The sequence below is a fragment of the Pseudomonas fluorescens genome (assembly GCF_012974785.1).
Classification (GTDB): domain Bacteria; phylum Pseudomonadota; class Gammaproteobacteria; order Pseudomonadales; family Pseudomonadaceae; genus Aquipseudomonas; species Aquipseudomonas fluorescens_BT.
The window spans coordinates 3,065,941-3,088,491 of sequence record NZ_CP027561.1; the positions used below are offsets into that span (position 1 = coordinate 3,065,941).

Annotated in this window: 16 protein-coding genes; 8 read left to right on the forward strand and 8 right to left on the reverse strand. The window is 58.3% G+C overall.

The features are described from left to right. Window positions 1-63 precede the first annotated feature (63 nt). The 5 genes from C6Y56_RS13750 to C6Y56_RS13770 form a co-directional block, all read right to left on the reverse strand. Window positions 64-969, reverse strand: coding sequence for an AraC family transcriptional regulator (locus C6Y56_RS13750; protein WP_169430344.1), 906 nt, complete (start codon window positions 967-969; stop codon window positions 64-66). Window positions 970-1,044: 75 nt separating this feature from the next. After that, on the reverse strand, window positions 1,045-1,890 hold the full coding sequence (locus tag C6Y56_RS13755) for a phospholipase (protein WP_169430345.1): 846 nt from the start codon (window positions 1,888-1,890) through the stop codon (window positions 1,045-1,047). A 151-nt stretch (window positions 1,891-2,041) separates the two neighbouring features. Further along, the gene (locus tag C6Y56_RS13760; protein WP_169430346.1) at window positions 2,042-3,331 is read right to left on the reverse strand and encodes a glycosyltransferase family 4 protein; all 1,290 of its coding nucleotides are present in this window, start codon (window positions 3,329-3,331) and stop codon (window positions 2,042-2,044) included. Between the two features lie 83 nt (window positions 3,332-3,414). Continuing rightward, window positions 3,415-7,281, reverse strand: a complete 3,867-nt coding sequence (locus C6Y56_RS13765; protein ID WP_169430347.1) for a hypothetical protein — start codon at window positions 7,279-7,281, stop codon at window positions 3,415-3,417. 208 nt (window positions 7,282-7,489) lie between these two features. Further along, the gene (locus C6Y56_RS13770; protein WP_169430348.1) at window positions 7,490-7,855 is read right to left on the reverse strand and encodes a response regulator; all 366 of its coding nucleotides are present in this window, start codon (window positions 7,853-7,855) and stop codon (window positions 7,490-7,492) included. 266 nt (window positions 7,856-8,121) lie between these two features. On the opposite strand from C6Y56_RS13770, the gene C6Y56_RS13775 reads away from it, so the two are divergent. Genes C6Y56_RS13775 through C6Y56_RS13795 form a run of 5 tightly spaced genes read left to right on the forward strand, consistent with a single transcriptional unit; the run spans window position 8,122 to window position 14,666 of the window. Next, entirely contained in the window at window positions 8,122-11,613 is a 3,492-nt protein-coding gene (locus tag C6Y56_RS13775; protein ID WP_169430349.1) for a response regulator, read from the forward strand. After that, a complete protein-coding gene (locus C6Y56_RS13780) occupies window positions 11,613-12,446 on the forward strand; it encodes a CheR family methyltransferase (RefSeq protein WP_039768267.1) in 834 nt (277 codons plus the stop codon). Before C6Y56_RS13775 ends, C6Y56_RS13780 begins: the two co-directional genes overlap by 1 nt. Next, entirely contained in the window at window positions 12,443-13,036 is a 594-nt protein-coding gene (locus C6Y56_RS13785; RefSeq protein ID WP_169430350.1) for a chemotaxis protein CheB, read from the forward strand. Before C6Y56_RS13780 ends, C6Y56_RS13785 begins: the two co-directional genes overlap by 4 nt. Continuing rightward, window positions 13,030-14,244 carry a hybrid sensor histidine kinase/response regulator gene (locus C6Y56_RS13790; protein WP_169430351.1) on the forward strand — a complete coding sequence of 405 codons (1,215 nt, stop codon included), beginning with the start codon at window positions 13,030-13,032 and terminating at the stop codon, window positions 14,242-14,244. The genes C6Y56_RS13785 and C6Y56_RS13790 overlap by 7 nt, the downstream gene beginning before the upstream one ends. A 44-nt stretch (window positions 14,245-14,288) precedes the next feature. Continuing rightward, window positions 14,289-14,666 carry a response regulator gene (locus tag C6Y56_RS13795; protein ID WP_007954537.1) on the forward strand — a complete coding sequence of 126 codons (378 nt, stop codon included), beginning with the start codon at window positions 14,289-14,291 and terminating at the stop codon, window positions 14,664-14,666. 13 nt (window positions 14,667-14,679) lie between these two features. Here the strand turns inward: C6Y56_RS13795 and C6Y56_RS13800 are convergent, their stop codons facing one another. From C6Y56_RS13800 to C6Y56_RS13810, 3 genes are all read right to left on the reverse strand, one after another. Then, complete coding sequence (locus C6Y56_RS13800) at window positions 14,680-16,350, reverse strand: ATP-binding protein (RefSeq protein WP_169430352.1); 1,671 nt, start codon at window positions 16,348-16,350, stop codon at window positions 14,680-14,682. Next, the gene (locus C6Y56_RS13805; RefSeq protein ID WP_169430353.1) at window positions 16,347-17,849 is read right to left on the reverse strand and encodes an ATPase domain-containing protein; all 1,503 of its coding nucleotides are present in this window, start codon (window positions 17,847-17,849) and stop codon (window positions 16,347-16,349) included. Before C6Y56_RS13805 ends, C6Y56_RS13800 begins: the two co-directional genes overlap by 4 nt. A 128-nt stretch (window positions 17,850-17,977) precedes the next feature. After that, entirely contained in the window at window positions 17,978-19,033 is a 1,056-nt protein-coding gene (locus C6Y56_RS13810) for a tetratricopeptide repeat protein (RefSeq protein WP_169430354.1), read from the reverse strand. A gap of 191 nt (window positions 19,034-19,224) precedes the next feature. Here C6Y56_RS13810 and C6Y56_RS13815 point away from each other — a divergent pair, with 191 nt between their 5' ends. Genes C6Y56_RS13815 through C6Y56_RS13825 form a run of 3 tightly spaced genes read left to right on the forward strand, consistent with a single transcriptional unit; the run spans window position 19,225 to window position 22,535 of the window. Next, window positions 19,225-21,360 carry an FUSC family protein gene (locus tag C6Y56_RS13815; RefSeq protein ID WP_169430355.1) on the forward strand — a complete coding sequence of 712 codons (2,136 nt, stop codon included), beginning with the start codon at window positions 19,225-19,227 and terminating at the stop codon, window positions 21,358-21,360. Further along, entirely contained in the window at window positions 21,350-21,550 is a 201-nt protein-coding gene (locus tag C6Y56_RS13820) for a DUF1656 domain-containing protein (protein WP_169430356.1), read from the forward strand. Before C6Y56_RS13815 ends, C6Y56_RS13820 begins: the two co-directional genes overlap by 11 nt. Before the next feature lie 4 nt (window positions 21,551-21,554). After that, window positions 21,555-22,535, forward strand: a complete 981-nt coding sequence (locus tag C6Y56_RS13825) for a biotin/lipoyl-binding protein (RefSeq protein ID WP_169430357.1) — start codon at window positions 21,555-21,557, stop codon at window positions 22,533-22,535. Window positions 22,536-22,551: the final 16 nt, after the last annotated feature.

A 22,551-nucleotide genomic window follows, 5' to 3' on the forward strand; every position in this document is an offset into this window, starting at 1 on the left:
ATAAGCGCAAGTAAGGGCGTTTCAGAAGGGCGACAGCCATGAATCCGTACAGGTTTTCGGCGATCAGCCGTGGTTTTGCTCGGTCAGGCGTTGCACCACCAGCCGCCGATAATGCGAAGGCGTCATGCCTTTGAGCTGCTGAAAGCGCCGGTTGAAATTGGAAATATTGTTGAAGCCCGACTCGAAACACACTTCGGTCACCGGTTTGTCACCATCCGCCAGCAGTTCGCAGGATTTACTGATGCGCAGGCGATTGACGAATTCGATGAAATTGCGCCCGGTGGCCTGCTTGAACACGCGGCTGAAATAGGTGGGTTTCATGCCCAGGTGCTCGGCGACTTCCTCCAGCGGCAGTTCGCGAGCGTAGTGGGCGAAGATGTAATCGACTGCGCGGTTGGTGCGGTCGATGTTGTGCTCATCGGCCAGTTGCGGGGTGGTTGCGCCGGACAGCAGTTGGTAGTCGTCGCAGGCAGCGAGCAATTCCATCAGGATGAAAAAGTGCCCGAGACGGGTGATGCCGTTGGAATCGGCGATGCGTTGCATCAGGGTCATGGCCTGACTAATCGTCTGCGGTGAGCGGAACTCGATGCCGTACTGCGCGCGCTCAAGCAGTGGTGCCAGGGTCTTGAGTTCAGCGAACACCTGATGACCGCTTTCGAACAACTCATCGGTGAAGTTGACCAGCATGTCGCGTTTCTCGACGACTTCGTCTTCGGCCACCTGGCTGATCCAGTTGTGCGGCAGATTGGGGCCGGTCAGGAACAGCGTCTGCGGGTAGAAATTGCCGATGTAGTCGCCGATGAACACTTTGCCGGAACTGGCGACGATCAGGTGCAGCTCGTATTCCTTGTGAAAATGCCAGCGCACCAGCGGGCAGGGGAAACCGTGCTGGCGATAGATGATGGACAACCCGTTGTGGTCATCCATCAGCTCGTAGGAGGGGTCGGTCACGCGGGCGGTTCGGGTCATGGCAAGGCGCTTTTCTTGTTATCGCCCGGCGATCATGCCTCTTTGCGCGTGGGTTACGCCAGTTTTCAGTGCGGCTCAAAGCGCGCGCTGTCGGGCCTTCATCAAGCTGGCAATTCGGCAGAACTCCACCAGGTCCGACTCTTCCATGAAGTCGACGTTGATGATGTTGCACTTCAGTGCCCAGTCGCTTTTATCCAGATCGAACCACTCGTTCAATTCGTCATGAATGTCGACCGGGCCACCAAACGCGGTGTAACTGGTGGCGGACAGCGACCAGAGACGTCTGTTGTCTGTCGAGTTTTGCAGGACGCTGCCAATGTACTGCCTCAAATCATCGGGACTGGTAATGTTGTTTCCCGACCATCGGTGATTGATGAAAGTGTGGAATATTTTGTAGTCCAGTTGCCAATGTGACGTGGCAGCAGCGAACACACGTTGTTGCGCACTGACTTGCTTGAGTTCACGCAGGCTCAGGTAGAAATTGTTGCGCGGGACAAGACGATGGCCCAGGTAATGGATCATGATCTTATTGAAGTCGTCGTAATCGAAGTCGGCGCCGTCCAGACTGTGAAAGTCCAGAATAATGAATTCATCCGGGTTGTTGTCCAGGAACTTATTGACGTCGGCGATCAGGTTCGCCAGGGTTCGAGAGTTTTGGAAGCCGTTATGGTGGGCGACGAATTTTTCCGGACCTTTGCCGCCGCCGTTATGGGTCAGACGAATATCCAGCGCCCTGGAACCGTGATTGAGCTGGGCAAGAAAGGAGTCATGCTGGCAGACGAGCCAGTGGCGCGGAGGGCCGAAGAACGGATACGAGGCGCGCCAGTCACTGCCGGCATTGTGGGTGCCGGGCAATGTCAGTTCGAAGATCGACAGTGTATCAATGGCGGGTGTCGAGCCCATCCAGTTATTAGTGCTCATCAGTGCATCCTGCATAAGTTTTTATAAAGTACGGCCCGATAAAACAGTCAAGGCCGTACGTGCAGGATGTTTATAATGTCTAACTTGTTAGTTGGCCATGAAGGGAGTAATGCAAGTTGTTGGGTATTGTTTGTATAGTTGTCCAGCCAAGTTATCTGTTCTGGTTCTTGGCTTCAATCCACTGAGCCATATATTGGGTGCTCTTGTGTGAATGGTGGCGCAACATGCTGCCGGTGAAGTTGTTCCTTCTGAGTTGCGACAGATTTTCGCGGCAATACTTAATTTTCTCGATAAGTGCGGGCCCGTGAACCGTTTGCAGGTATCGGTCGACCAGCAGGGCTTGCCCCTGCGCCTGTGCGGTTTGCCAGAGGTCCCGGTCGTTATACAGCCGGACCGCCGCTTCGGCGAATGTTTGGGCCGTGCCGGTGACAGCGCCCGGCCAGGGATGATCCGCCTGCATCCCTTCGGCTCCGACCGGCGTGGTGACACTCGGGGTTGCGCAGAGCATTGCATCGACCAGTTTGCCCTTGATGCCTGCGCCGAAACGCAGCGGTGCCAGGCAAACCCGGGCATCGGACATGACCTGCAATGCATCCTCTGCCCAATTCATGATGTGGAAACCCTCGGCCGCATTGTGCAGGGCTGTCGCCTTCGGCGGCGTATACGCACCGTAGATATGCAATTGCGCTTTCGGAAGTTGCTTGCGAATCAGCGGCCAGACTGTCGATTTCAGCCACAGGACGGCATCCCAGTTCGGAGCGTGGCGGAAATTGCCGATGCTGAGGAAGTGCGCGCGATCCTCAAAGGGTTTCGCTGGCGTGCTCGGCGGCTCGACCATCAAGGGGCACCAATGCATCAGCTGGGGCGGCAATTTGAACTGCTGTACCAGCAACTCAATTTCCACTTGTGAAATCATCAGGTTCAGATCACAACGATACAGCGCGGCGATCTCGCGCCTGGCCAGATCCGTCTCGGCCATCAGTTCAAATTCTTCGGCGAGCGCGGGGGCGAACAATTGTTGGAAATCGTTGGTGTCATCGCTGAGTTTCAACCGATCTTTCAATCGCTGGTGTCGGGCATGTCGCAGGCTTTGCAGGTCTGAAGTCTCCAGAACACGCAAGGCGTCGGGACAGTGTTTTTCCACGCGCCAGCCGAACTGTTCTTCGATCATGAACTGGTCAAACAGCACGATATCCGGTGCCAATTCGCTGATGAAAACGTCGAAACTGCTGTTGTTCAGCTCAATCGGGACTTCGCGGATGCCCAGCGCGCTGAGGTCGGCGCGATGTTCACCGGTGCCGGCCGGGCTGGCAAAGGTGATTTGCCAGCCTTGCTGCAGGAATGTTTCGAGAATCTGCATCACATGCCCGCTCGCAGCGGAGGAACGGGGTTCCGGCCAGACGTAACCAATGACGAGGACTTTGGTTGCGGGCTGACTCATGAGAAACGATTCCTGGGACGAAGAGACGAAAAAAATGCGCGCGAATTAAAACACAATGCGCGCGCTCGCCGATCCGCTTTTTCTCAGTTCGAGGCCTTGGCCAGGTTGACCCGCAATGAACCCTTGATGAAACCGAGATCGGAAGTGTTTTTCACACCCTTGTTGATCTTCGCGAGATTGATCAGGAAGGCTTCTCGGTGAGTGCTTGCCTGATCGAGCATGGAAACTGCCAATGAATAGGAGTCGGCATTAAAGAGTGCGGGGTGTTTTCGAACCACTTCGGGCAACGTACTGGAAATGGAATCGAATGCTTCGAGCCCTTGTGCGTATGCGCTCTTATGCTGCAGGTTGGAAAGATTCCTGGGGTGCAGCGCCTTCGTATCGGTGGCACTTCCTAGCTGGAGCAAACCGGCCACGTCAAACTCGGCGGGGCCGGTGGCCCTCTCTTTCACTATTCCGTAGTAAAGATCCAGGGTGTCGGGCGCGCCGTGCGCCAGTTCGTGAATCACGATATCGGCCACGCGGCTGTCGTCATATTTCGACATGCGGTAATAGTCATCCAGTCCTTCGGGGAAGATATCCAGAAACGTCGGGACTGGCTTCTGTCGATGCGTACCCGCCTGTACACGGGCCTGCCAGCGTTTGTACGCTGCCGGTCGCAGTGCTGCATAGGCATCTGAACCCTTTCTGAAGGACATGTTGGCGACGGTGACCGAATCCAGATCCTGACGCATCGATTTGAGATTCATCGCCACATGTTGCAGGACATCATCGGTATCGCTACCGAATATATGTTTAATCACCCAGCGCGTGTCGTCGTTTGGTGTCTGCGCCAACAGACTCAATGCGTTATCGATTTTGCGCTTCGCAAAAGGCATTGCCCTCTTCACGATTGCCCGAGAATAGTCAAAAGGTTTGGCAAGGCCGAAGAACCGGCGAAGCGGCGCCAGTGGCGACACCTTAAGGTTTCTCAGCTTCGGCCCCCAAGCGCCACCGACTCTCAGGTTCAGCGCATACCAGTCGTTGTTGCGCTGGAGTGCCAGCAGGTTGATCGTATCCTCCAGGTTATCCGCCGCTTTCCAGGTGCCTTGAAACAAGTCGTTTTTTTGCGCGGCCCTGACCAGGTCGTAGGACTGCGCGCTCCCCGTCAGTTTACGCAGTTGGCCCGTGGCGGTTTCCACCACGTTGAGCCCGTGTTTGCTCAAAAGCAGAACGCCTCGTTTGGCCAGGCGCCCGCCTTGTAAAGCCAGCGTCGGTAAGCCATCCAGGGGATTCAGGAACGATACCGAGAGGTGGGCAGCCGCTTTGGCGATGCTCAGAGCCTTGGCGGTTGTCGAGGTTGTCTTGCCCGCGATGCCGACAATCGTGGCGCCAAAGCCGACCACCAGCCCCAGCAACGCCAGGCCGTCAAGAATGCAACCACCGATGCCTTCGGATACCCGGGGCGCATCGCCTGAGCGGATGTCTTCAATACATTTTTTGAACGGCACGATCACATTGATCACAGCTTCATTGATCTGAGCGTTTTTAGCGCGAATCCTTTGCAGTTCAGTCTGTTGATACAGCGATGAGTACAGTTCGTCGCGCGTCGCGACCGGGTGATTGCCCAGAACGCCTTCGGCCAGGGCGTCCAAGGCACGGGAAAAAAACAGTGGGACTGGCTGGACTTCATCTGAGGCAAGGACGAAGTTCCAGAGTTTTTCCACGACCACTTCGGACCAGACTCCATGTTTCGGCGCGTCGCCCTTCAGGTAGGCATTAAAGTCGATCGGCCATCGTTGTGCAGGGTTCTTGGTCTGGAAGTCTGTGTCCTGGCCGTCATACCCCAGCGAAGGCTCTTCGAACAGTGTACCCCTGGACCGTAACAGGGCGGCCAGCTCCGGGCGTTCACGACACAACCCTCTGAGGGTAAACAGCTCATAACAGCGAAACGCCTTTTCGTGCTGGCATCCGATAATCAGGCCGTAGCGCCCCCTGGCCGCTTCACGATGTCGCTGAGTTTCTTCAAACGGGTTGAGCGGATTTACCGATTCCCTGACGGTATATAACGTAATAAAACCATTGGCGATCATTGTCCTGTCACGTTCGGGCAAGTTGGACACTGCCATTTTGAGAATGGAGGCCTGACTTTTCTTTAGCGTCAGATGGTATTGCTCGAATGATTTTTCAAATAAGGCGTCGATCGGTTTCAGTTCACCGAGTCGGGCAAAGGCATTCCGTGGCGGGTTGAAGTATCTGGCGCTGTCAAACTTGTCGGTCAGTTTGCCGTTGACCACCAGATCACCCGACATGTAAAGGTCTAGAATCGAGAGACGCAGCCTCCCTACAGCAGAAGTGTCTTTCACACTCCATTCGCTGGAGGGAACGATAAGCGCCAGCCATTCCAGCGCACTGCGCTCGTCAAGCGCAACATCGAAGTTGGCCTTGAATGCCGGTTGCTCCAGGTAACTGCCATCTGGCAAGACGCGTTTGAGCTCTTGAAGCGCGAGTTGCCGTCGATCAGGCGGAACTATCGCAATACCGGTTTCGACTTCGTTCAACGCTTGCGCATATTGGCTGAAACGGTTGGCGGCGGTTGTAAAGGCGTTTACGTCATCATCTTCGGTAGTACCGGGCAATATGCCGTTAAGCATTGCCCATTGGATGATGGGCGTAATGGTCGCCAACTCATGCAGCGTGCGTTGGGCAGCACTGACAGGAGTCAGTTCGGAAAACGCCTTGATCCGGTCATAGGTCATCAGGCGCGATGCGCCTGGCGCCGTGAGTTCGACCAGCGCAACGGCCTGGGACACGATCACCCAGCCGGGTTTACCGATCGTCAGTTCGGCGGGAGCCTGCTGCACAAGCAACTGTGGCGCAGCGCAGGCCAGCAGAAGGTGAGCGGCCAATGGTGCGTAGAGCGGATCCAGTTGCAGGTCGCGAGTGAGTTGCCATTCCAACGCTTCAACCACCTGCGGTGCAGTTTTCGAGACATTGTCCGGGTGATACAGCTGAAAACCGGCAATGACTTTTGCGTGTCGCTCGACCTCAAGTCCGAGATCCAGAATCAGCGCTGTTGCAACCATGCATTTGATCTGTCGCAAAGCCGCTTCATGGTTGCCTTGGTCCAGATGCCAGCCGAGCCGGTCATGCAGAAGGATTCCCAACGCCCAGGCATTCGGTGTCTGCAGCAACTGGTCCAGATGAATGCCGGCACGTTCGCGACTCGACGCAACCTCAAGTGCCTTGAAATCCGGGGTAGCGATATGTTGCAGGAGGCTGACTCGACCCTTTGTCGTGTCCTTGGCGATCTGTTTGATCGTTTGACGCTCGGTCGCTGAAAGATGGAAGGGCGACTCAACCGGCGCCAACAGCAATTCGTGATAATCCCCCGTTACCGGACTGGTCGGCAGTTGGAATTCGAGCCAGGCAATCAGACTGCGTGTTTCGGCGACGGTTGTCGGGAGGGTGTATTGATGGAAGTTAAGCCATTGCTCAAGGCCGAAGACCTCGGTGGAAAATACGTAACCACCGGTGCGTACTGCACACTCTCCGACCATGAGGATTTCATCTTGCAGATCTGCACTGATGACATTGTCACCCGTCAAGTCGATCCAGGTGCCACCCGCCGAGACGCTGAGTCGAGCCTGTTCATTGATGCAGACAATGGTGTCGCCGGGCAGTGCATGTTTTTCGGCGAGAAAAAGAAAGTCCTCGGTCTCCAGCATCTTCGCAAGAGCGACGCGGGCAAATTCCTGGGCGTTATCAAAAGCGCTATTCGATGTTCGGGGCACCGTAATGAAGTGCAGATCAATGATTTCGGCACTTGCGCGGTCCCCGATCAGATCGGAAAGCGCCAATACGATATTGGACTTCTCTGCGAGATCAAGTTTTTGGCGTTCGACAATATAACCAGAATCCAATGCCGGACTGTCGGCGCTCAGCAGATTTCCGTCCTGTGAAAGTTGCATTAACAAGTTATCCTTTAATTGTTTATTGGTAGTGACCTCGCTGTTTGTGCAAATGTTGGGGATGCAACAAATCTTCAACTACGGGGCGGCGTCAGAGTAAATGCGCGCTTTAGTTGGTGGATAGCTGCAGTTGGTTTCAAAGTTGGTCAGGGCAGGTTGCAAGTCTGCCCGAAGAGGGTGCCTGGAGTGCAAGTTCCCGGTTCAGCGTTCAGGATTGCCCAAGAACCGCTTTCACCTTGTCGCGCAATTGATCAATGGAAAACGGCTTGCCAATCACGTGCATGTCTGCCGGTACTTCAATAGTCTCGGCATAACCGCTGGCAAACAGAATCGGCAGTGCGGGGCGAATGTTGCGGGCTTCGGTGGCCAGTTGACGGCCATCCATATTCGGCAGGCCGACGTCGGTCATCATCAGGTCGATGTGCTGATTCACATCCTTGAGAATTGCCAGCGCCTGTTCGCTGCCATCCGCCTCCAGAACCTTGAATTCCAATTCCTCCAGCACGTCGACGATCAGCATGCGCACGATGGCGTCGTCTTCTACTACAAGGATGGTGGACACAGGGCTGGACATAATGGCGGCTCTCAAAAAATGGGGGGCAGGGGCGCCGGTCGATCAAAAATGCCGGGCTCTTGCATGAGTAAGTGGCGCATGGCCACAAGTTCCCGAATGAATACAAAAAAAGAGTAGGCGCAAACGGTTGGGCAAGGATAACCGCTGGCTTGGGATTCGGCGCAGGCAAATGTGGGAAAACGGTGCTATCTCTGTGAGAAAAATGGATCCATGCCGCCGTTTTGGGGCAAACTCCCTGTTTTTCAACAGTTCGACAAGGCTGCCACATGTCCTCTCCGTCTTCGGTTGATGAGCAACGGTTTCGCAAACTCCTGACCCGCAACGTCAGTTTGCCGTTGGGCGTCGGCGTCGTCAGTGCCGTGTTCTTTGTTTCACTGATTACTTATCTGTTGTCGGTGATCCAGTGGGTGGAGCACACCGACCGGGTGATCAATAACGCCAACGAAGCAGTAAAACTCACCGTGGACCTGGAAACGGGAATGCGCGGCTATCTGCTCAGCGGCGACGAGCATTTTCTCGATCCGTACGAAACGGCCAAGCCGCGCATCTCCGTGGCACTCAATACCTTGCTTGAACTGACTGCGGACAACCCGGCTCAAACCGACCGCCTGCGTCGTCTTCAGGCGCTGCAAACCGAGTGGGCGACGTATGCGCAATCGATGATCGATCTGCAACGCTCCAGCGGTGATTACAAGTCGGCAGTCAAAACGGGGAAGGGCAAGCGCCTGACCGACGAAATACGTAAACAGTTCGAAGATGTGATTGAAACCGAACAGTTGTTGCGGGCTTCACGTAACGAGGACGTGCGCCGCACCACGATCTGGAGCATCAGCCTTTACTTGCTGTTTGTGGCCGGCATCAGTGGCCTGCTGGCCTACGTCGGCCGGCGCGATCTGCTCAACCTGTCACAAAGCTACGGCGCGACCCTGGCGGCGCAAGAGGCCAGCGCCAAACGCCTGGAACAGCAAGCCTGGTTGCGCAACGGCCAGACCCAGCTTGCCGAGCAAGTGCTGGGGCAACTGACGGTCAATCTGCTGGGGCGCAACATTCTGCAGTTCTGTGCCCAGTACCTCGGCACCGCAGTGGCCGCGCTGTATGTGCGCGAAGAACATGGCGGCCTCAAACGCGTGGCAACTTACGGTTTTTCTCGCGAACAGGAACAACAGGATCAATTGATCTCCAGCAATGAAGGTCTTGTCGGGCAGGTCGCCCAGCAGGCTCGGCTGATTCGTCTCGACTCGGTACCGTCCGACTACTTCAAGGTCAGTTCCGGTCTGGGTGAAGGTCTGCCGCACAGTGTGCTGGTGGTGCCGACCAGTGATGACGAACGGGTCAACGGCGTGATCGAACTGGGTTTCCTGCGTCCGCTCACCGACCGTGATGTGGCGCTGCTGGAACTGATCGCCGGCAACATCGGCACGTCCATCGAAGCGGCGCGTTATCGCCAGCGTCTGCAGGAAGTGCTGGCCGAAACCCAGCAACTCAATGAAGAGTTGCAGGTGCAGCAGGAAGAGCTGAAAACCGCCAACGAAGAGCTGGAAGAACAGTCGCGGATTCTCAAGGAGTCCCAGGCGCATCTGGAAACCCAGCAAGTCGAGCTGGAACAGACCAACGAGCAACTGGCCGAACAGGCCCTGACCCTGGCCGAGCAGCGCGACGCCATGGATCAGAAGAACACCGAACTCAATCAGGCCCAGGTACAACTCGAAGAACGCGCCGAAGAATTGCAGCGCTCGAGCAAGTACAAGTCCGAGTTCCTGGCCAACATGTCTCACGAACTGCGCACGCCGCTGAACAGTTCGCTGATCCTGGCCAAGCTGCTGGCGGAAAACCCGCAGGACAACCTCACCGCTGAACAGGTCAAGTTCGCCGAGTCGATCTATTCTGCCGGCAACGACCTGCTCAACCTGATCAACGATATTCTCGACATTTCCAAGGTGGAGGCCGGCAAACTCGAAGTCTTGCCGGAGAACACCAGCGTGGCGCGCCTGGCCGACGGGTTGCGCAGCGTGTTCGAACCGCTGGCGGCGGACAAGAAACTGACGTTCACCGTCGAGTTGCAGCCCGATGCGCCGATCACCTTGTTCACCGACCGCCAGCGTCTGGAACAGGTGATCAAGAACCTGCTGTCCAACGCGGTGAAATTCACCGAGCAGGGCACCGTCAGCCTGACCATCGCCGGCCAGCCGGACGATCGCATCGCCTTCATCGTGCGCGACTCGGGGATCGGGATCGCGGCGGATCAGCAGGAAAGCATTTTCGAAGCCTTCCGCCAGGCCGACGGCACCACCAACCGCAAATACGGCGGCACTGGCCTGGGCCTGTCGATTTCCCGGGATCTGGCGACACTGCTGGGCGGTTCGATCAGCGTCAGCAGCGCACCGGGGCAGGGCAGTGCTTTCACCCTGGTGTTGCCGCAGCAATACCGCGAGCCGGGTGACATGCCGGTTGTGCCATTGACTTTAAGTCCGCCGGTCCCTGCTCCGGTCATCGCGCCGGTCGCAGCGGTTTCGCCTTTGGCGACCATCGACATCCCGCGCTTCAACGATGACCGCAACAAGGCGCCGTTCAATACCCGTTGCATTCTGGTGGTGGAAGATGAGCCGAATTTCGCCCACATCCTCTACGATCTGGCCCACGAACTGGGCTATCAGTGCCTGGTCGCCCACGGCGCCGATGAAGGCTATGACCTGGCGAGAGAGTTTGTGCCGGACGCGATCCTGCTGGACATGCGCCTGCCGGATCATTCGGGTCTGACCGTCCTGCAACGCCTGAAAGAACACGCCGAAACCCGACACATCCCGGTGCACGTCATTTCCGTGGAAGACCGCGTCGAAGCGGCGATGCACATGGGTGCCATTGGTTACGCGGTCAAACCGACCACCCGCGAAGAGCTCAAGGACGTGTTCGCCCGTCTCGAGGCCAAACTGACCCAGAAGGTCAAACGCGTGCTGTTGGTCGAGGACGACGATCTGCAACGGGAAAGTATCGCGCGGCTGATCGGCGACGACGACATCGAAATCACTGCCGTCGGCCTGGCGCAAGACGCGCTGGAGCTGCTGCGCACGACGATCTTCGATTGCATGGTCATCGACCTGAAGCTGCCGGACATGCTCGGCAACGACCTGCTCAAACGCATGTCCACCGAGGACATCTGTTCGTTCCCGCCAGTGATCGTATACACCGGACGTAATCTGACCCGCGATGAAGAGGCGGAGCTGCGCAAGTATTCGCGCTCGATCATCATCAAGGGCGCACGCTCGCCGGAACGTTTGCTGGATGAGGTCACACTCTTTCTGCACAAAGTCGAATCGCAGTTGTCCCATGAACGGCAGAAGATGCTCAAGACCGCCCGCAGCCGCGACAAGGTCTTCGAGGGACGTAAAGTGCTGCTGGTGGACGACGATGTGCGCAACATCTTCGCCCTGACCAGTGCCCTGGAAACCAAAGGTGCAGTCGTGGTGATCGGCCGAAACGGTCGCGAAGCGATTGAAAAACTGAATGAAGTCGAGGACATCGACCTGGTGCTGATGGACGTTATGATGCCGGAAATGGATGGTTTTGAAGCCACCATGGAAATCCGCAAGGATCCGCGCTGGCGCAAGCTGCCGATCATCGCGGTGACGGCCAAGGCCATGAAGGACGATCAGGAGCGCTGCCTGCAGGCGGGCGCCAATGATTACCTGGCCAAGCCCATTGACCTGGATCGCCTGTTCTCACTGATTCGCGTGTGGTTACCGAAGATGGAACGCATTTAGTGGAACGTAGTAATTCCGTTGAACGGAACAGTGAAATCGAACTGCGGTTGCTGATCGAGGCGATTTATCTCAAGTACAGCTACGACTTTCGCGATTACTCCGGCGCTTCGATCAAGCGCCGGGTGCAACATGCGCTGAGCCAGTTCGAATGCGCGACCATCTCGGCCTTGCAGGAGAAAGTCCTGCACGACCCGACGGCGTTCATGCAGTTGCTGCAATTGCTGACGATCCCGGTCAGCGAGATGTTCCGCGATCCGTCGCACTTCCTGGCGATCCGCCAGGAGGTGGTGCCGCTGCTCAAGACCTATCCGTCGATCAAGATCTGGATCGCCGGTTGCAGCACTGGCGAGGAGGTCTACTCGATGGCGATCCTGCTGCGCGAAGAGGGCCTGCTGGACCGCACGATCATCTACGCCACCGACATCAACCCGCGCTCGCTGGACAAAGCCAAGCAGGGGATCTTTTCGATGGAAAACGTGCGCGCCTACACCGCCAACTATCAGCAGGCCGGTGGTCAGCGCTCGTTCGCCGACTACTACACTGCTGCCTATGGCTACGCCATTTTCGACAAGAGCCTGTGCGAGAACGTGACCTTCGCCGATCACAGCCTGGCGACCGATAGTGTATTCTCCGAAACTCAGTTAATTTCATGTCGTAACGTGTTGATTTACTTCAATAAAAAACTTCAGGATCGAGCGTTCGGGTTATTTCATGAATCGTTGTGCCATCGTGGATTTCTGGTGCTGGGCAGCAAGGAAACCCTGGATTTTTCCGGGTATTCCAACCAGTTCGAACCGCTGGTGAAACAAGAACGGATCTACCGCAAATCATGAACAGTGCAGCGGACTTGCCTCGGATCGAGGCGATTGTGGTCGGGGCTTCCGCAGGTGGCGTCGAGGCCCTGCTGAGCATGCTTGGCTCGCTGCGCGCCGGGTTCGGGCTGCCGATCATCATCGTCCTGCATTTGCCGGAAGAGCGTCGCAGCCAGCTCGCCGAGGTCTTCGCCCGACGGCTGGCGCTGCCGGTCGCGGAAGCCATCGATAAACAGGACATCACCCCCGGCACCGTGTACTTCGCGACGCCGGGTTATCACCTGTCGGTGGAGCAGGATTTCAGTCTGTCGCTGAGCCTTGAAGACCGTTTGCATCATTCACGGCCTTCGATCGACTTCCTGTTCGAGTCCGCTGCCGACGCTTACGGGCCGTCGCTGGCCGCCGTGTTGCTGACCGGCGCCAACCACGATGGCGCGCGGGGACTGGCGCAAGTCAAACGCCTGGGCGGCCTGACCATCGTGCAGGACCCCGACGAGGCGCAGGTCGCCACCATGCCTCGTGCGGCGCTGAAGACGCATCAACCGGACTACATCCTTCCCATACACGGCATCGGCCGTCTGCTTGTCGAGCTGGAACGAATCGCATGCTGAGTAATATCCAGGCAAAACTGCTGATCGTCGACGATCTGCCCGAGAACCTTCTGGCCCTCGAAGCGCTGATCAAGCGCGAAGACCGCACCGTCTACAAGGCGCTGTCGGCGGACGAAGCGCTGTCGCTGCTGCTGCAACACGAATTCGCCATGGCCATTCTCGACGTGCAGATGCCCGGCATGAACGGCTTCGAGCTGGCCGAGCTGATGCGCGGCACCGAGAAGACCAAGAATATCCCGATCATTTTTGTCAGCGCCGCCGGCCGTGAACTCAACTACGCGTTCAAGGGTTATGAAAGCGGCGCGGTGGACTTCCTGCACAAGCCGCTGGATATCCACGCGGTGAAGAGCAAGGTCAACGTCTTCGTCGACCTGTACCGCCAGAGCAAGGCGATGAAACAACAGGTCGAAGCCCTGGAGCAGAGCCGTCGCGAGCAGGAAGCACTGTTACAGCAACTGCAAAGCACTCAGGGCGAACTGGAGCAGGCGGTGCGCATGCGCGACGATTTCATGTCGATCGTCGCCCACGAAGTGCGCACACCGCTCAACGGCCTTATCCTCGAAACTCAACTGCGCAAGATGCACCTAGCCCGGGACAATGCCGCCGCGTTTACCCTCGACAAGATGCACGCCATGGTCGACCGCGACGAGCGTCAGATCAAAAGCCTGATCCGGCTGATCGAGGACATGCTCGACGTCTCGCGGATCCGCACCGGCAAGCTGTCGATCCGACCGAGCCGCTTCGATCTCGCGCAACTGGTGGGCAATCTGCTGCAAAACTTTGCCCAGCAGATCGAAGCCGCCGAGACTGAGGTCAGTTTCACCGCTACCGAGCCGGTGGAAGGGCAGTGGGACGAGTTCCGCATCGAGCAGGTCGTGTCGAACCTGCTGACCAATGCATTGCGTTACGGCGGTAAAAGCCCGATCCAGGTACGGGTCTATCGCGAAGGCTATGAGGCCCGGGTCGAAGTTCAGGACCAGGGCATCGGCATCAGTGAAGAGAACCAGAAACGCATTTTTCAACAGTTCGAACGGGTTTCCGCCAAGACGGTGGTGGCCGGACTCGGGCTGGGTCTGTTCATTTCCGAGCAGATCGTCGCCGCCCATGGCGGCTCCATCGTCGTCGAAAGCAAGATCAACGAGGGCGCCCTGTTTCGCGTTTGTCTGCCGCTCCAGGAAAACGGCAAAACAAACGCAACCTCTGAGTGACCACACGGTCGTATCAGCAGCTATTGACCGAACAAAGGCTTCCCATGAGCGTAGATGCACAAGATGTAGTACTCGTCGTCGAGGACGAACCGGTGATCCTGATGGTGCTGACGGACTATCTGTCGGGGCAGGGCTATCGCGTATTGCAGGCCGAAAACGGCGAGCAGGCGTTCGAGATTCTGGCGAGCAAGCCGCATCTGGACATGTTGATTACTGATTTTCGCCTGCCTGGAGGAATTTCCGGCGTGCAGATCGCCGAGCCCGCCGTCAAGTTGCGCCCTGATCTGAAAGTGATCTTCATCAGCGGCTATCCGCAGGAAATCCGCGAGACCGGCAGCCCGATCACCCGCCGGGCACCGATCCTGGAAAAACCGTTCGACCTGGACGTGTTGCAGGAGAAGATTCAGGAGTTGCTGGCCTGAGGCGTCAACCGCCTCAGCTCTTGATCATCTCCCGCACCTTCGCCGTCAACAGATCGAAAGTGAACGGCTTGGTGATCATCTGCATGCCCGGATCAAGAAACCCGCCGCGTACCGCCGCGTGCTCGGCGTAACCGGTGATGAACAGGACTTTCAACTCTGGACGGTACTGTCGGCCGATTTCCGCCAGTTGCCGGCCATTCATGCCCGGCAGGCCGACATCACTGATCAGCAGATCAATGCGCTGCGCCGAATCCAGGATGGGCACCGCGCCGTCGGCGTCGCTGGCTTCGACAAATCCGTAACCCAGTTCACTCAATACCGCGCTGACCAGCACGCGCACGGCCGGGTCGTCTTCGACGATCAACACCGTTTCGCCTTCCACGGCATCCGGCGCCTGCTCCATGCCCACTGGAACGTGGGGCAGGGACTCACCCTGGAAGCGCGGCAGATAGAGTTTGACCGTAGTGCCTTTGTCGATTTCGCTATCGATCGAGACATGGCCACCGGATTGCTTGCTGAAGCCATAAATCATCGACAGGCCCAACCCGGTGCCCTGACCGATGGGTTTAGTGGTGAAAAACGGATCGAATGCGCGGCTGATCACGCTCTGCGGCATTCCGCAGCCGTTGTCGGTGACGCTCAACACGACATAGTCGCCGGGTGAAAGGTTGTTGTAGGTCGCGGTGAATTCGCGATCCAGCACCTGATTGCCTGTCTCGACCACCAGATGACCGCCGTCGGGCATGGCGTCGCGTGCGTTGATGACCAGATTGAGCAGGGCGCTTTCGAGTTGATTGGGGTCGGCTTCCGCCACCCACAATTGTTCGTGCAGGCGCATGTCCAGCTGGATGCTTTCGTTGAGGCTGCGCTGCAGAAGCTCGCCCATCGACTTCACCAGATCATTCATCTGCACGGCTTTGGAATCCAGCGACTGCCGCCGGGAAAACGCCAGCAGACGGTGGGTCAGGCCGGCCGCCCGGTTGGCGGAGGTCACGCCCAGATCGATCAGGCTGTCGAGATCTTCCAGGCGCCCGCGAGCCAGGCGTCGGCGCAACAACTCCAGGCTGCCGATGATGCCGGTCAGCATGTTATTGAAGTCGTGGGCGATACCGCCGGTAAGCTGGCCGACCGCTTCCATTTTCTGCGACTGGCGCAGGGCTTCTTCGTTATGCCGCAATTGCGCCGTGCGTTCTTCAACCTGTTGCTCAAGGGTTTCGAGGGTTGACTGCAGGCGCCGTTCGCTTTCGCTCAGATCAATCAGGCGGTCGCGGGCCTCGTACTGTCGTCGTCGCCCGCGCAGGGCGGCAGTAATCATGCTGACCAGCGTCGCCGGATGAAACGGGCGCTCGAGAAAGGTCACGTTGCCCAGCAAATCACTGAGCTGCGAAGACGGACCCTGTTCGGAGCCACCATGATGGGTCAGCAATACGATCGGCAGGTCGGACCAGGCAGGCTGTTGCTCAAGATACCGCAACAGGGTTTCCAGCTCCGGCCCGCGCAGGGCTTCGGCGGCGATCAACAGCAAACCCGCGCCGGGTTCCAGTTCGCTGCACAAGTTGGCCAGATCCGGGGTGATCAGGCCACCATACCCGGCCTCGTTGAGGATCATCAGCGCAATCTGGCTGTCACGACCCAGGGGCGCCAGAATCAGCGCCCGTTCCGACAGCGGCACGGTGACGGTCACAAGTTGTCTTCCTTGAGCAGCGGATTGCTCGCGCCGAAGTATGAGGGCACACCGCGCAGCACTCCCTGGAAAGCTTCCAGTGGTTCGCCGATGGTCATGCCCTGGGTAGAAATGCGGTATTCACGAATGGTCGATTCATGACTGCCGGTGCGTTTCTTGATGATCGAAATGGCCCGACGGACTTTGCCGAGGGCTTCGAAGTAGCGCAACAGGATCACCGTGTCGGCCAGGTACGTGATGTCCACCGGCGCCTGCATGTCGCCGACCAGCCCATGCTGGGCCACGGTCATGAAGGTCGCGGCGCCCTTGCGATTCAGGTACAGCAACAGCTCGTGCATGTGCAGGACCAGCGCGTTCTCTTCCGGCATGGCGGCCTGATAACCGTTGATGCTGTCGATCACCACCGTCTTGATGTCACCGTCATCGACGCAGCGACGCACCCGATGAGAGAACTCCCCGGGAGACAGTTCGGCGGCATCGACTTGTTCGATCAGCAGATTGCCGGTGGCTTGCAGGGCCTTGAGGTCGATGCCGATGTTTTTCATGCGCTCGAACAGCAGGCCCAGTTCTTCATCGAAAATGAACAGCGCGGCTTTTTCGCCACGAGTGACTGCCGCCGCGGCGAAAATCATCGAGATCAATGATTTGCCGGTACCCGCAGGGCCGAGGATCAGCGTGCTGGAACCGGTCTCGACTCCGCCCCCCAGCAGCGCGTCCATTTCCTTGATCCCGCTGCTCAGTTGCAGGCGCGGGTAATCGTTACGATGCTCCGCTGCGACCAGGCGCGGGAACACATGCACGCCATCGCCCATGATGGTGAAGTCGTGAAAGCCGCCGCGATATTTCTGGCCTCGATATTTGACCACCCTGACACGCCGGCGTTCGGCGCCGTAGTTGGGGGTCAGTTCTTCGAGGCGGATCACGCCGTGGGCCACGCTGTGGACGGTCTTGTCGAGGGACTCGGTGGTCAGGTCGTCCAGCAGCAGTACCGTTGCGTCATAGCGCACGAAATAGTGCTTGATCGCCAGGATCTGTCGACGATAACGCAAGGAGCTTTGTGCCAGCAGGCGAATCTCGGAGAGGCTGTCGAGCACCACCCGGGTCGGTTTGAAGCGCTCGACCACTTCAAAAATCTGTCGGGTGGCTTCGCCCAGTTCAAGATCCGAGGAATACAGCAGGCTCTGCTGATGTTCGGCATTGAGCAGGCTTTCCGGCGGAGTCAGTTCGAAAATGTGAATGTTCTCGTCCAGTTCCCAGCCGTGGGACAGCGCGCCCTGGCGCAACTCCCGCTCGGTTTCCGACAGCGTGATGTACAACGAGCGTTCCCCGGCGCGCGCGCCGGCGAGAAGAAAATGCAATGCGACCGTGGTTTTACCGGTACCGGGCTCGCCCTCCAGCAGAAAGACATGACTGCGAGACAAGCCACCGGCCAGGATATCGTCCAGCCCTTCGATGCCGGTGGCGGCTTTGGCACTGATCAACGCGTTCGATGTAGACAAAAAATGCCCTCTCATGACTAGGGGAAACGCGGCAGCTGGCGGTGTACGCCATCAAGGGCTGCCTGTTCACTTGACCCCGGGCCGGGATGGCGGTTCCGAATTTCTTGCCGGCAACCTTCTGGAGGCGTTCAAAGACCCTGCTGCAAGGCCGGGTCGTCCGGGTTCATCTGTTCGAGCTGGGCCAGCAGAATCTGCACGTTCTGCAACTGACCGCTTTCCTTCCAGTAATTGATCAGCAGCACCCGGGCCTTGCGATTGGCGGGGTGGCGCTGAACGATTTCCTGCAATTGTTTCTGCGCCGCTTCAAGTTCCTCGGCGGTGTGCAGTGTGGTGGCGAGGTCGTAGCGATAGTCCTTGTTATCAGGCTCCAGCTCCACCGCCTTGGACAGACCGAGCAGCGCAAACTCGCGTTGATCGTGATGCAGCAGCCACAGACCCAATGCATGTTGCAGATAGGCGGAGTCAGGCTGGGCCTTCAGCTGTCTGGCCAATAGCTGGCGGGCGGCATCGCTCTGGCCCTGGCGGTCGAGCACTTCAATCTGCATCACCAGCGCCGGCAGGTTGCCGGGGTCCAGGCGCAGGGTCTGATCGAGATCTTCCTGCGCCTGTTTGAGCTCGGCATTGTGCAGGTGCAGACGCGCCAGCTGGACGAAGTTGTCGGCGCTTTCCGGCTGGCTTTGCAGGGCCTGTTCCCAACTGTCGATACCTTGCTGCAACGGCGCGAAATACAGGCCCAGTTGATCCGGCGACAAGCCGAGCAAGGCGTTGATCGCGGCAAATCGTACGGTTTGATCTTCATCGTCGAGCAACGGGCCCAGCAGAAGGCTGCGTTGCCCACCCGGTACCAGGCCGGTCACACTCCTGATCGCCGCCATGCGAACTTCGGGGGACGTGTTCTGCAGATCGGCATCTGCCAGCTTCAAGGCTTGAGGGCTTGGGTAGTTGGGTAGTTCGGCATGCAGCCAGACGCGGCGCCTGACCGACAGGTCGGGGCGCCCCAGTTGCTGATACAGCAGGCGTGCGGCGCCCGGTTGCCCGGCACGGGCGGCGGAAAGCGCTTCGCTGTAACCGTGCCTGATCGCCTCCGGCACCACCGGAGCGGTGTTGCGCAGGGAGAGCCACGCAACCACGAGGATGACCACGAGGCCAAGACTGATGAGCAAGTAGCGGCGGGACTGAGGCATGCAGGTATCCGAAACTTTCTATTGACGCAGAGGGGGCAAGCTTCGGTCAGCCGACGCCGTGAGTCAAACACTGAGCCTGATATGGCCCACCACGGATGTTGAATCGGCCTACAAGATCTGTCGGCTGCGGAAATCATCCAGCTCTCGAAGCATTGACTACGATTGATGAAGTTCCTTCGATGAGCGTGTCCATGCAAGCCCTGTTCGGTTACTTCAAGGCAGTGATCCATCCTGGTCAGACGGTGTTGCTGTTCGCCCTGCGCACCATTGCGGCGGGGTTGCTGACCCTGTACCTGGCGTTTCTGTTCGATCTGGATCAGCCCAAGTGGTCGATCATGGCTGTGGTCATCATCAGCCAGCCGCTGGCCGGGATGGCATTGGCCCGCAGTTTCGGGCAAGTCATCGGCACCACCCTCGGCGCGGCGGTGGCGGTATTGATCATGGCGATCTTTCCCCAGGCGCCGTTGCCGTTCATTACAACCCTCGCGTTGTGGCTGGCCCTGTGCACGGCCGGCGGCACGCTGTTGCGTTACACCAGTTCACAGGCCTTTGTGCTGAGTGGCTATACCGCCGTGGTGGTGGCGCTGCTGGCGATCCCGGATCAGGACGGTACATTCCTGCTGGCGGTCACGAGGGTGACGGAAACGCTGCTGGCCGTGGCCTGCGTGTGTATCGTCAGCTTGCTGACGGCCCGTCCGGAGGCGGTTTCGCGCAACTACTTCGCGAAAGTCGATCAGGTGATCAAACTGGTCGCTACCCATGCCGCTGCGGTGATCCGCACTGAAGAAAGCGAAGCCGAATTCCAGCGCCGGCAAATGCAGTTGCTCGGAGAAATCAGCGCACTGGAGGGCCTGCGGCGACACCTGTATTTCGACGCCCCACGCTTGCGCAGCGCCAACAATCTGGTGCTGCTGCTGGGCAATCAACTGATGTTGCTGACCTCACGTCTGACCGCCCTGCGTCATCAACGCCAGTTGCTCACCGAGCGCTGGGAGGGCGACTTGCCGTTGGAGGTTCAGCGATTGCGCGCCGATGAGCTGGCGTTTCTCGATGAACTGGCCCGATACGGGCGTTCATTGCCGGAAGAACCAAGGCATCGGTTGGTTATTCTGCAGCAGCAGTTCGAGGAACTGGCCTACAGGGCCGAACAGCAGACGGAAGAAATGAGTGCGACCCTGCGCTCGCTGGCCTGGGCATTGCGTTGGGAGCAGGCGCGGCTGTTGCAGCAGATCGAGCAGATTCTCGAACTGAGCGAAGCCATACAGGAGGGGCGGGAGGCCAGTTGCATGTTTCGTGGTCAAGCCAGCCCGTTGCATCTGGATTTCACCCTGGCAACCATGAATGCCATTCGTGCCTTCAGCGCCTTGTTGATCGCCGGGTTGATCTGGATCGAAACAGCCTGGGATGGCGCACGTGGCGGAATGATTCTGGTCGGGATTCTGTGTTCGCTGATGGCGACGTTCCCGCGCCCCTTGATAGCCGCGCAGAGTTACGCCCGCGGACTGGGTCTGGCATTGGTGGTTTCGGCGCTGTACCAGTTCATGCTGGTGCCGGCGGTCAGCGACTTTGAATGGCTGGCCTTGCTGCTTGCGCCGCTGCTGTATGTGATTGCGGTCGGGCTGGCCAGTCCGGCCACCGCAGGTATCGGAATGGGGCTGGGTTTGTCGAGTTTCCTGATGCTCGGGCCGCAGAACGTTGGTACCGGTCAGAACACTGCCATTCAATGGTTCGAGTTTGCCGGCGCTTACGTCAGTGCGGCGATGCTGGCCCTGATCGTCTATGCGTGGATTTTTCCGTTCCGCCCGGTGCTTCGAATCCGTCGCTTCTACAACGAAGCACGGGAACAGGTGTATCAATTCACCCAATCGCCCGTCACCGACGAGCAGCAGTTCGCTTTTGAAAGCCGTATGGTCGATCGTCTGACGACCATGTTGGGGCTATTGCCCGCAGCCAATGATCCGGACATGCAGAGACGTTATGAAATCAGCCTCGCCTGCGTGGCACTCGGCGTTGCGATTCACCAACTGAGGCAGCAGATGCAGAACAACGCTTTGCTTTCGGAGGCCTTCGGTCAACGACTGACGGCAGCCTTGCGCCAGACCGGGCGGTTCGTCGCCGGTCGGGCGGACACCGACCTGAAACCCTTGTTGACGACGCTGCATGCACTGGGCGACGAACTGGATGATCTGCATGCCGCGACCCATGAACATCTGTGGTCTGTGTTCCGCATGCGTGTGGCGTTGCTGATCGTCGTGTCGTTTCTTGAGCGCCATGGCGAGTATCTGCAACACAACGCCCCTGAAGGAGAACCGAGCCTTGCCCATTGATTTCGAGATCGGTGGGGTTTACCTGCCACCAATCGCCCAAGTGCTGATCCTCGCCGTACCGGTCTTTCTATTGCTGGACTGGGTATTGCGTCGCCTCGGCGTGCTGCGTCTGGTCTGGCACGAAGCGTTGTTCGAAGGCGCGCTGTACGCCTGCGTTTGTGCCACTTTGATTCTGCTGATGGGAGCCTGATGCCTTGAAGACGTTGCTCACCCGATTGACGACATTGGCAGTGGTGCTGCTGGCCATCGTGCTCGGCTGGTTCGCCTGGGAGCATTACACCCGGGCTCCCTGGACGCGGGATGCGCGGGTGAGGGCAGATGTGGTGACACTGTCGGCGGATGTTTCGGGTCGCATCGTCAGTCTGGCGGTGCAGGACAACCAGCACGTTGAAAAGGGGCAACTGCTGCTCGAGATCGATCCGGCCCGCTACAGTCTGGCGGTTGAACATGCCAGGCGTTCGGTCGAGGTGGCCAAGGCCACCCTGGGTCAGTCCCGGGCGTCCATCGTGGCCAGCGAGGCCTTGCTCAAACAGCGCGAGAGTGAGGAACGACGCAGACGCACACTCAAACAGGGCTTTGCGATTTCCGGTGAAGAGTGGGAAAAGTCCAGCACCGATGTGGCTGTGGCCCAGGCTGACCTGCTGCGTAACCAGGCCAATCTGGGATTGGCTGAGGCCAACGTGCAATTGGCGATTGCGGCACTGACCCAGGCGGAACTGGATTTGCAGCGTACCCGTGTCGAATCGCCGGTCAGCGGCTACGTCACCAACCTGTTGACCCGGCAGGGCGACTACGCGGTGGCCGGCGGCGCATTGCTGGCACTGGTGGACAGCGACTCGTTCTACGTCAGTGGTTACTTCGAAGAGACCAAATTGCCACGGATCGAGGAGGGTGACAGGGTTCGGATCGAATTGATGAGTGGAGAGAAATTCGGCGGCACCGTACAAAGCATCGCGTTCGCCATCGCCGACCGGGAGAACGCGCCGGGCAGTCGATTGCTGGCCAACATCAACCCCAGCTACACCTGGGTGAAACTGGCACAACGGGTACCGGTGCGCATCGGCATCGACTCCGACTATGCGGGCAAGGACCGGCTCAGGGCAGGCACTACAGCCACCGTCACCGTTCTGGAAAACCACGAAAGACGGGTACAAAAAAGCCCCGCGACCGAATGATACGCGGGGCAAAAAA

What these genes read in the sequence shown, in the direction of transcription:
- C6Y56_RS13750 (WP_169430344.1), bottom strand. Translation starts at nt 969, where the DNA reads ATGACCCGAACCGCCCGCGTGACCGACCCCTCCTACGAGCTGATGGAT.
- C6Y56_RS13755 (WP_169430345.1), bottom strand. Translation starts at nt 1,890, where the DNA reads ATGAGCACTAATAACTGGATGGGCTCGACACCCGCCATTGATACACTG.
- C6Y56_RS13760 (WP_169430346.1), bottom strand. Translation starts at nt 3,331, where the DNA reads ATGAGTCAGCCCGCAACCAAAGTCCTCGTCATTGGTTACGTCTGGCCG.
- C6Y56_RS13765 (WP_169430347.1), bottom strand. Translation starts at nt 7,281, where the DNA reads ATGCAACTTTCACAGGACGGAAATCTGCTGAGCGCCGACAGTCCGGCA.
- C6Y56_RS13770 (WP_169430348.1), bottom strand. Translation starts at nt 7,855, where the DNA reads ATGTCCAGCCCTGTGTCCACCATCCTTGTAGTAGAAGACGACGCCATC.
- C6Y56_RS13775 (WP_169430349.1), top strand. Translation starts at nt 8,122, where the DNA reads ATGTCCTCTCCGTCTTCGGTTGATGAGCAACGGTTTCGCAAACTCCTG.
- C6Y56_RS13785 (WP_169430350.1), top strand. Translation starts at nt 12,443, where the DNA reads ATGAACAGTGCAGCGGACTTGCCTCGGATCGAGGCGATTGTGGTCGGG.
- C6Y56_RS13790 (WP_169430351.1), top strand. Translation starts at nt 13,030, where the DNA reads ATGCTGAGTAATATCCAGGCAAAACTGCTGATCGTCGACGATCTGCCC.
- C6Y56_RS13795 (WP_007954537.1), top strand. Translation starts at nt 14,289, where the DNA reads ATGAGCGTAGATGCACAAGATGTAGTACTCGTCGTCGAGGACGAACCG.
- C6Y56_RS13810 (WP_169430354.1), bottom strand. Translation starts at nt 19,033, where the DNA reads ATGCCTCAGTCCCGCCGCTACTTGCTCATCAGTCTTGGCCTCGTGGTC.
- C6Y56_RS13815 (WP_169430355.1), top strand. Translation starts at nt 19,225, where the DNA reads ATGCAAGCCCTGTTCGGTTACTTCAAGGCAGTGATCCATCCTGGTCAG.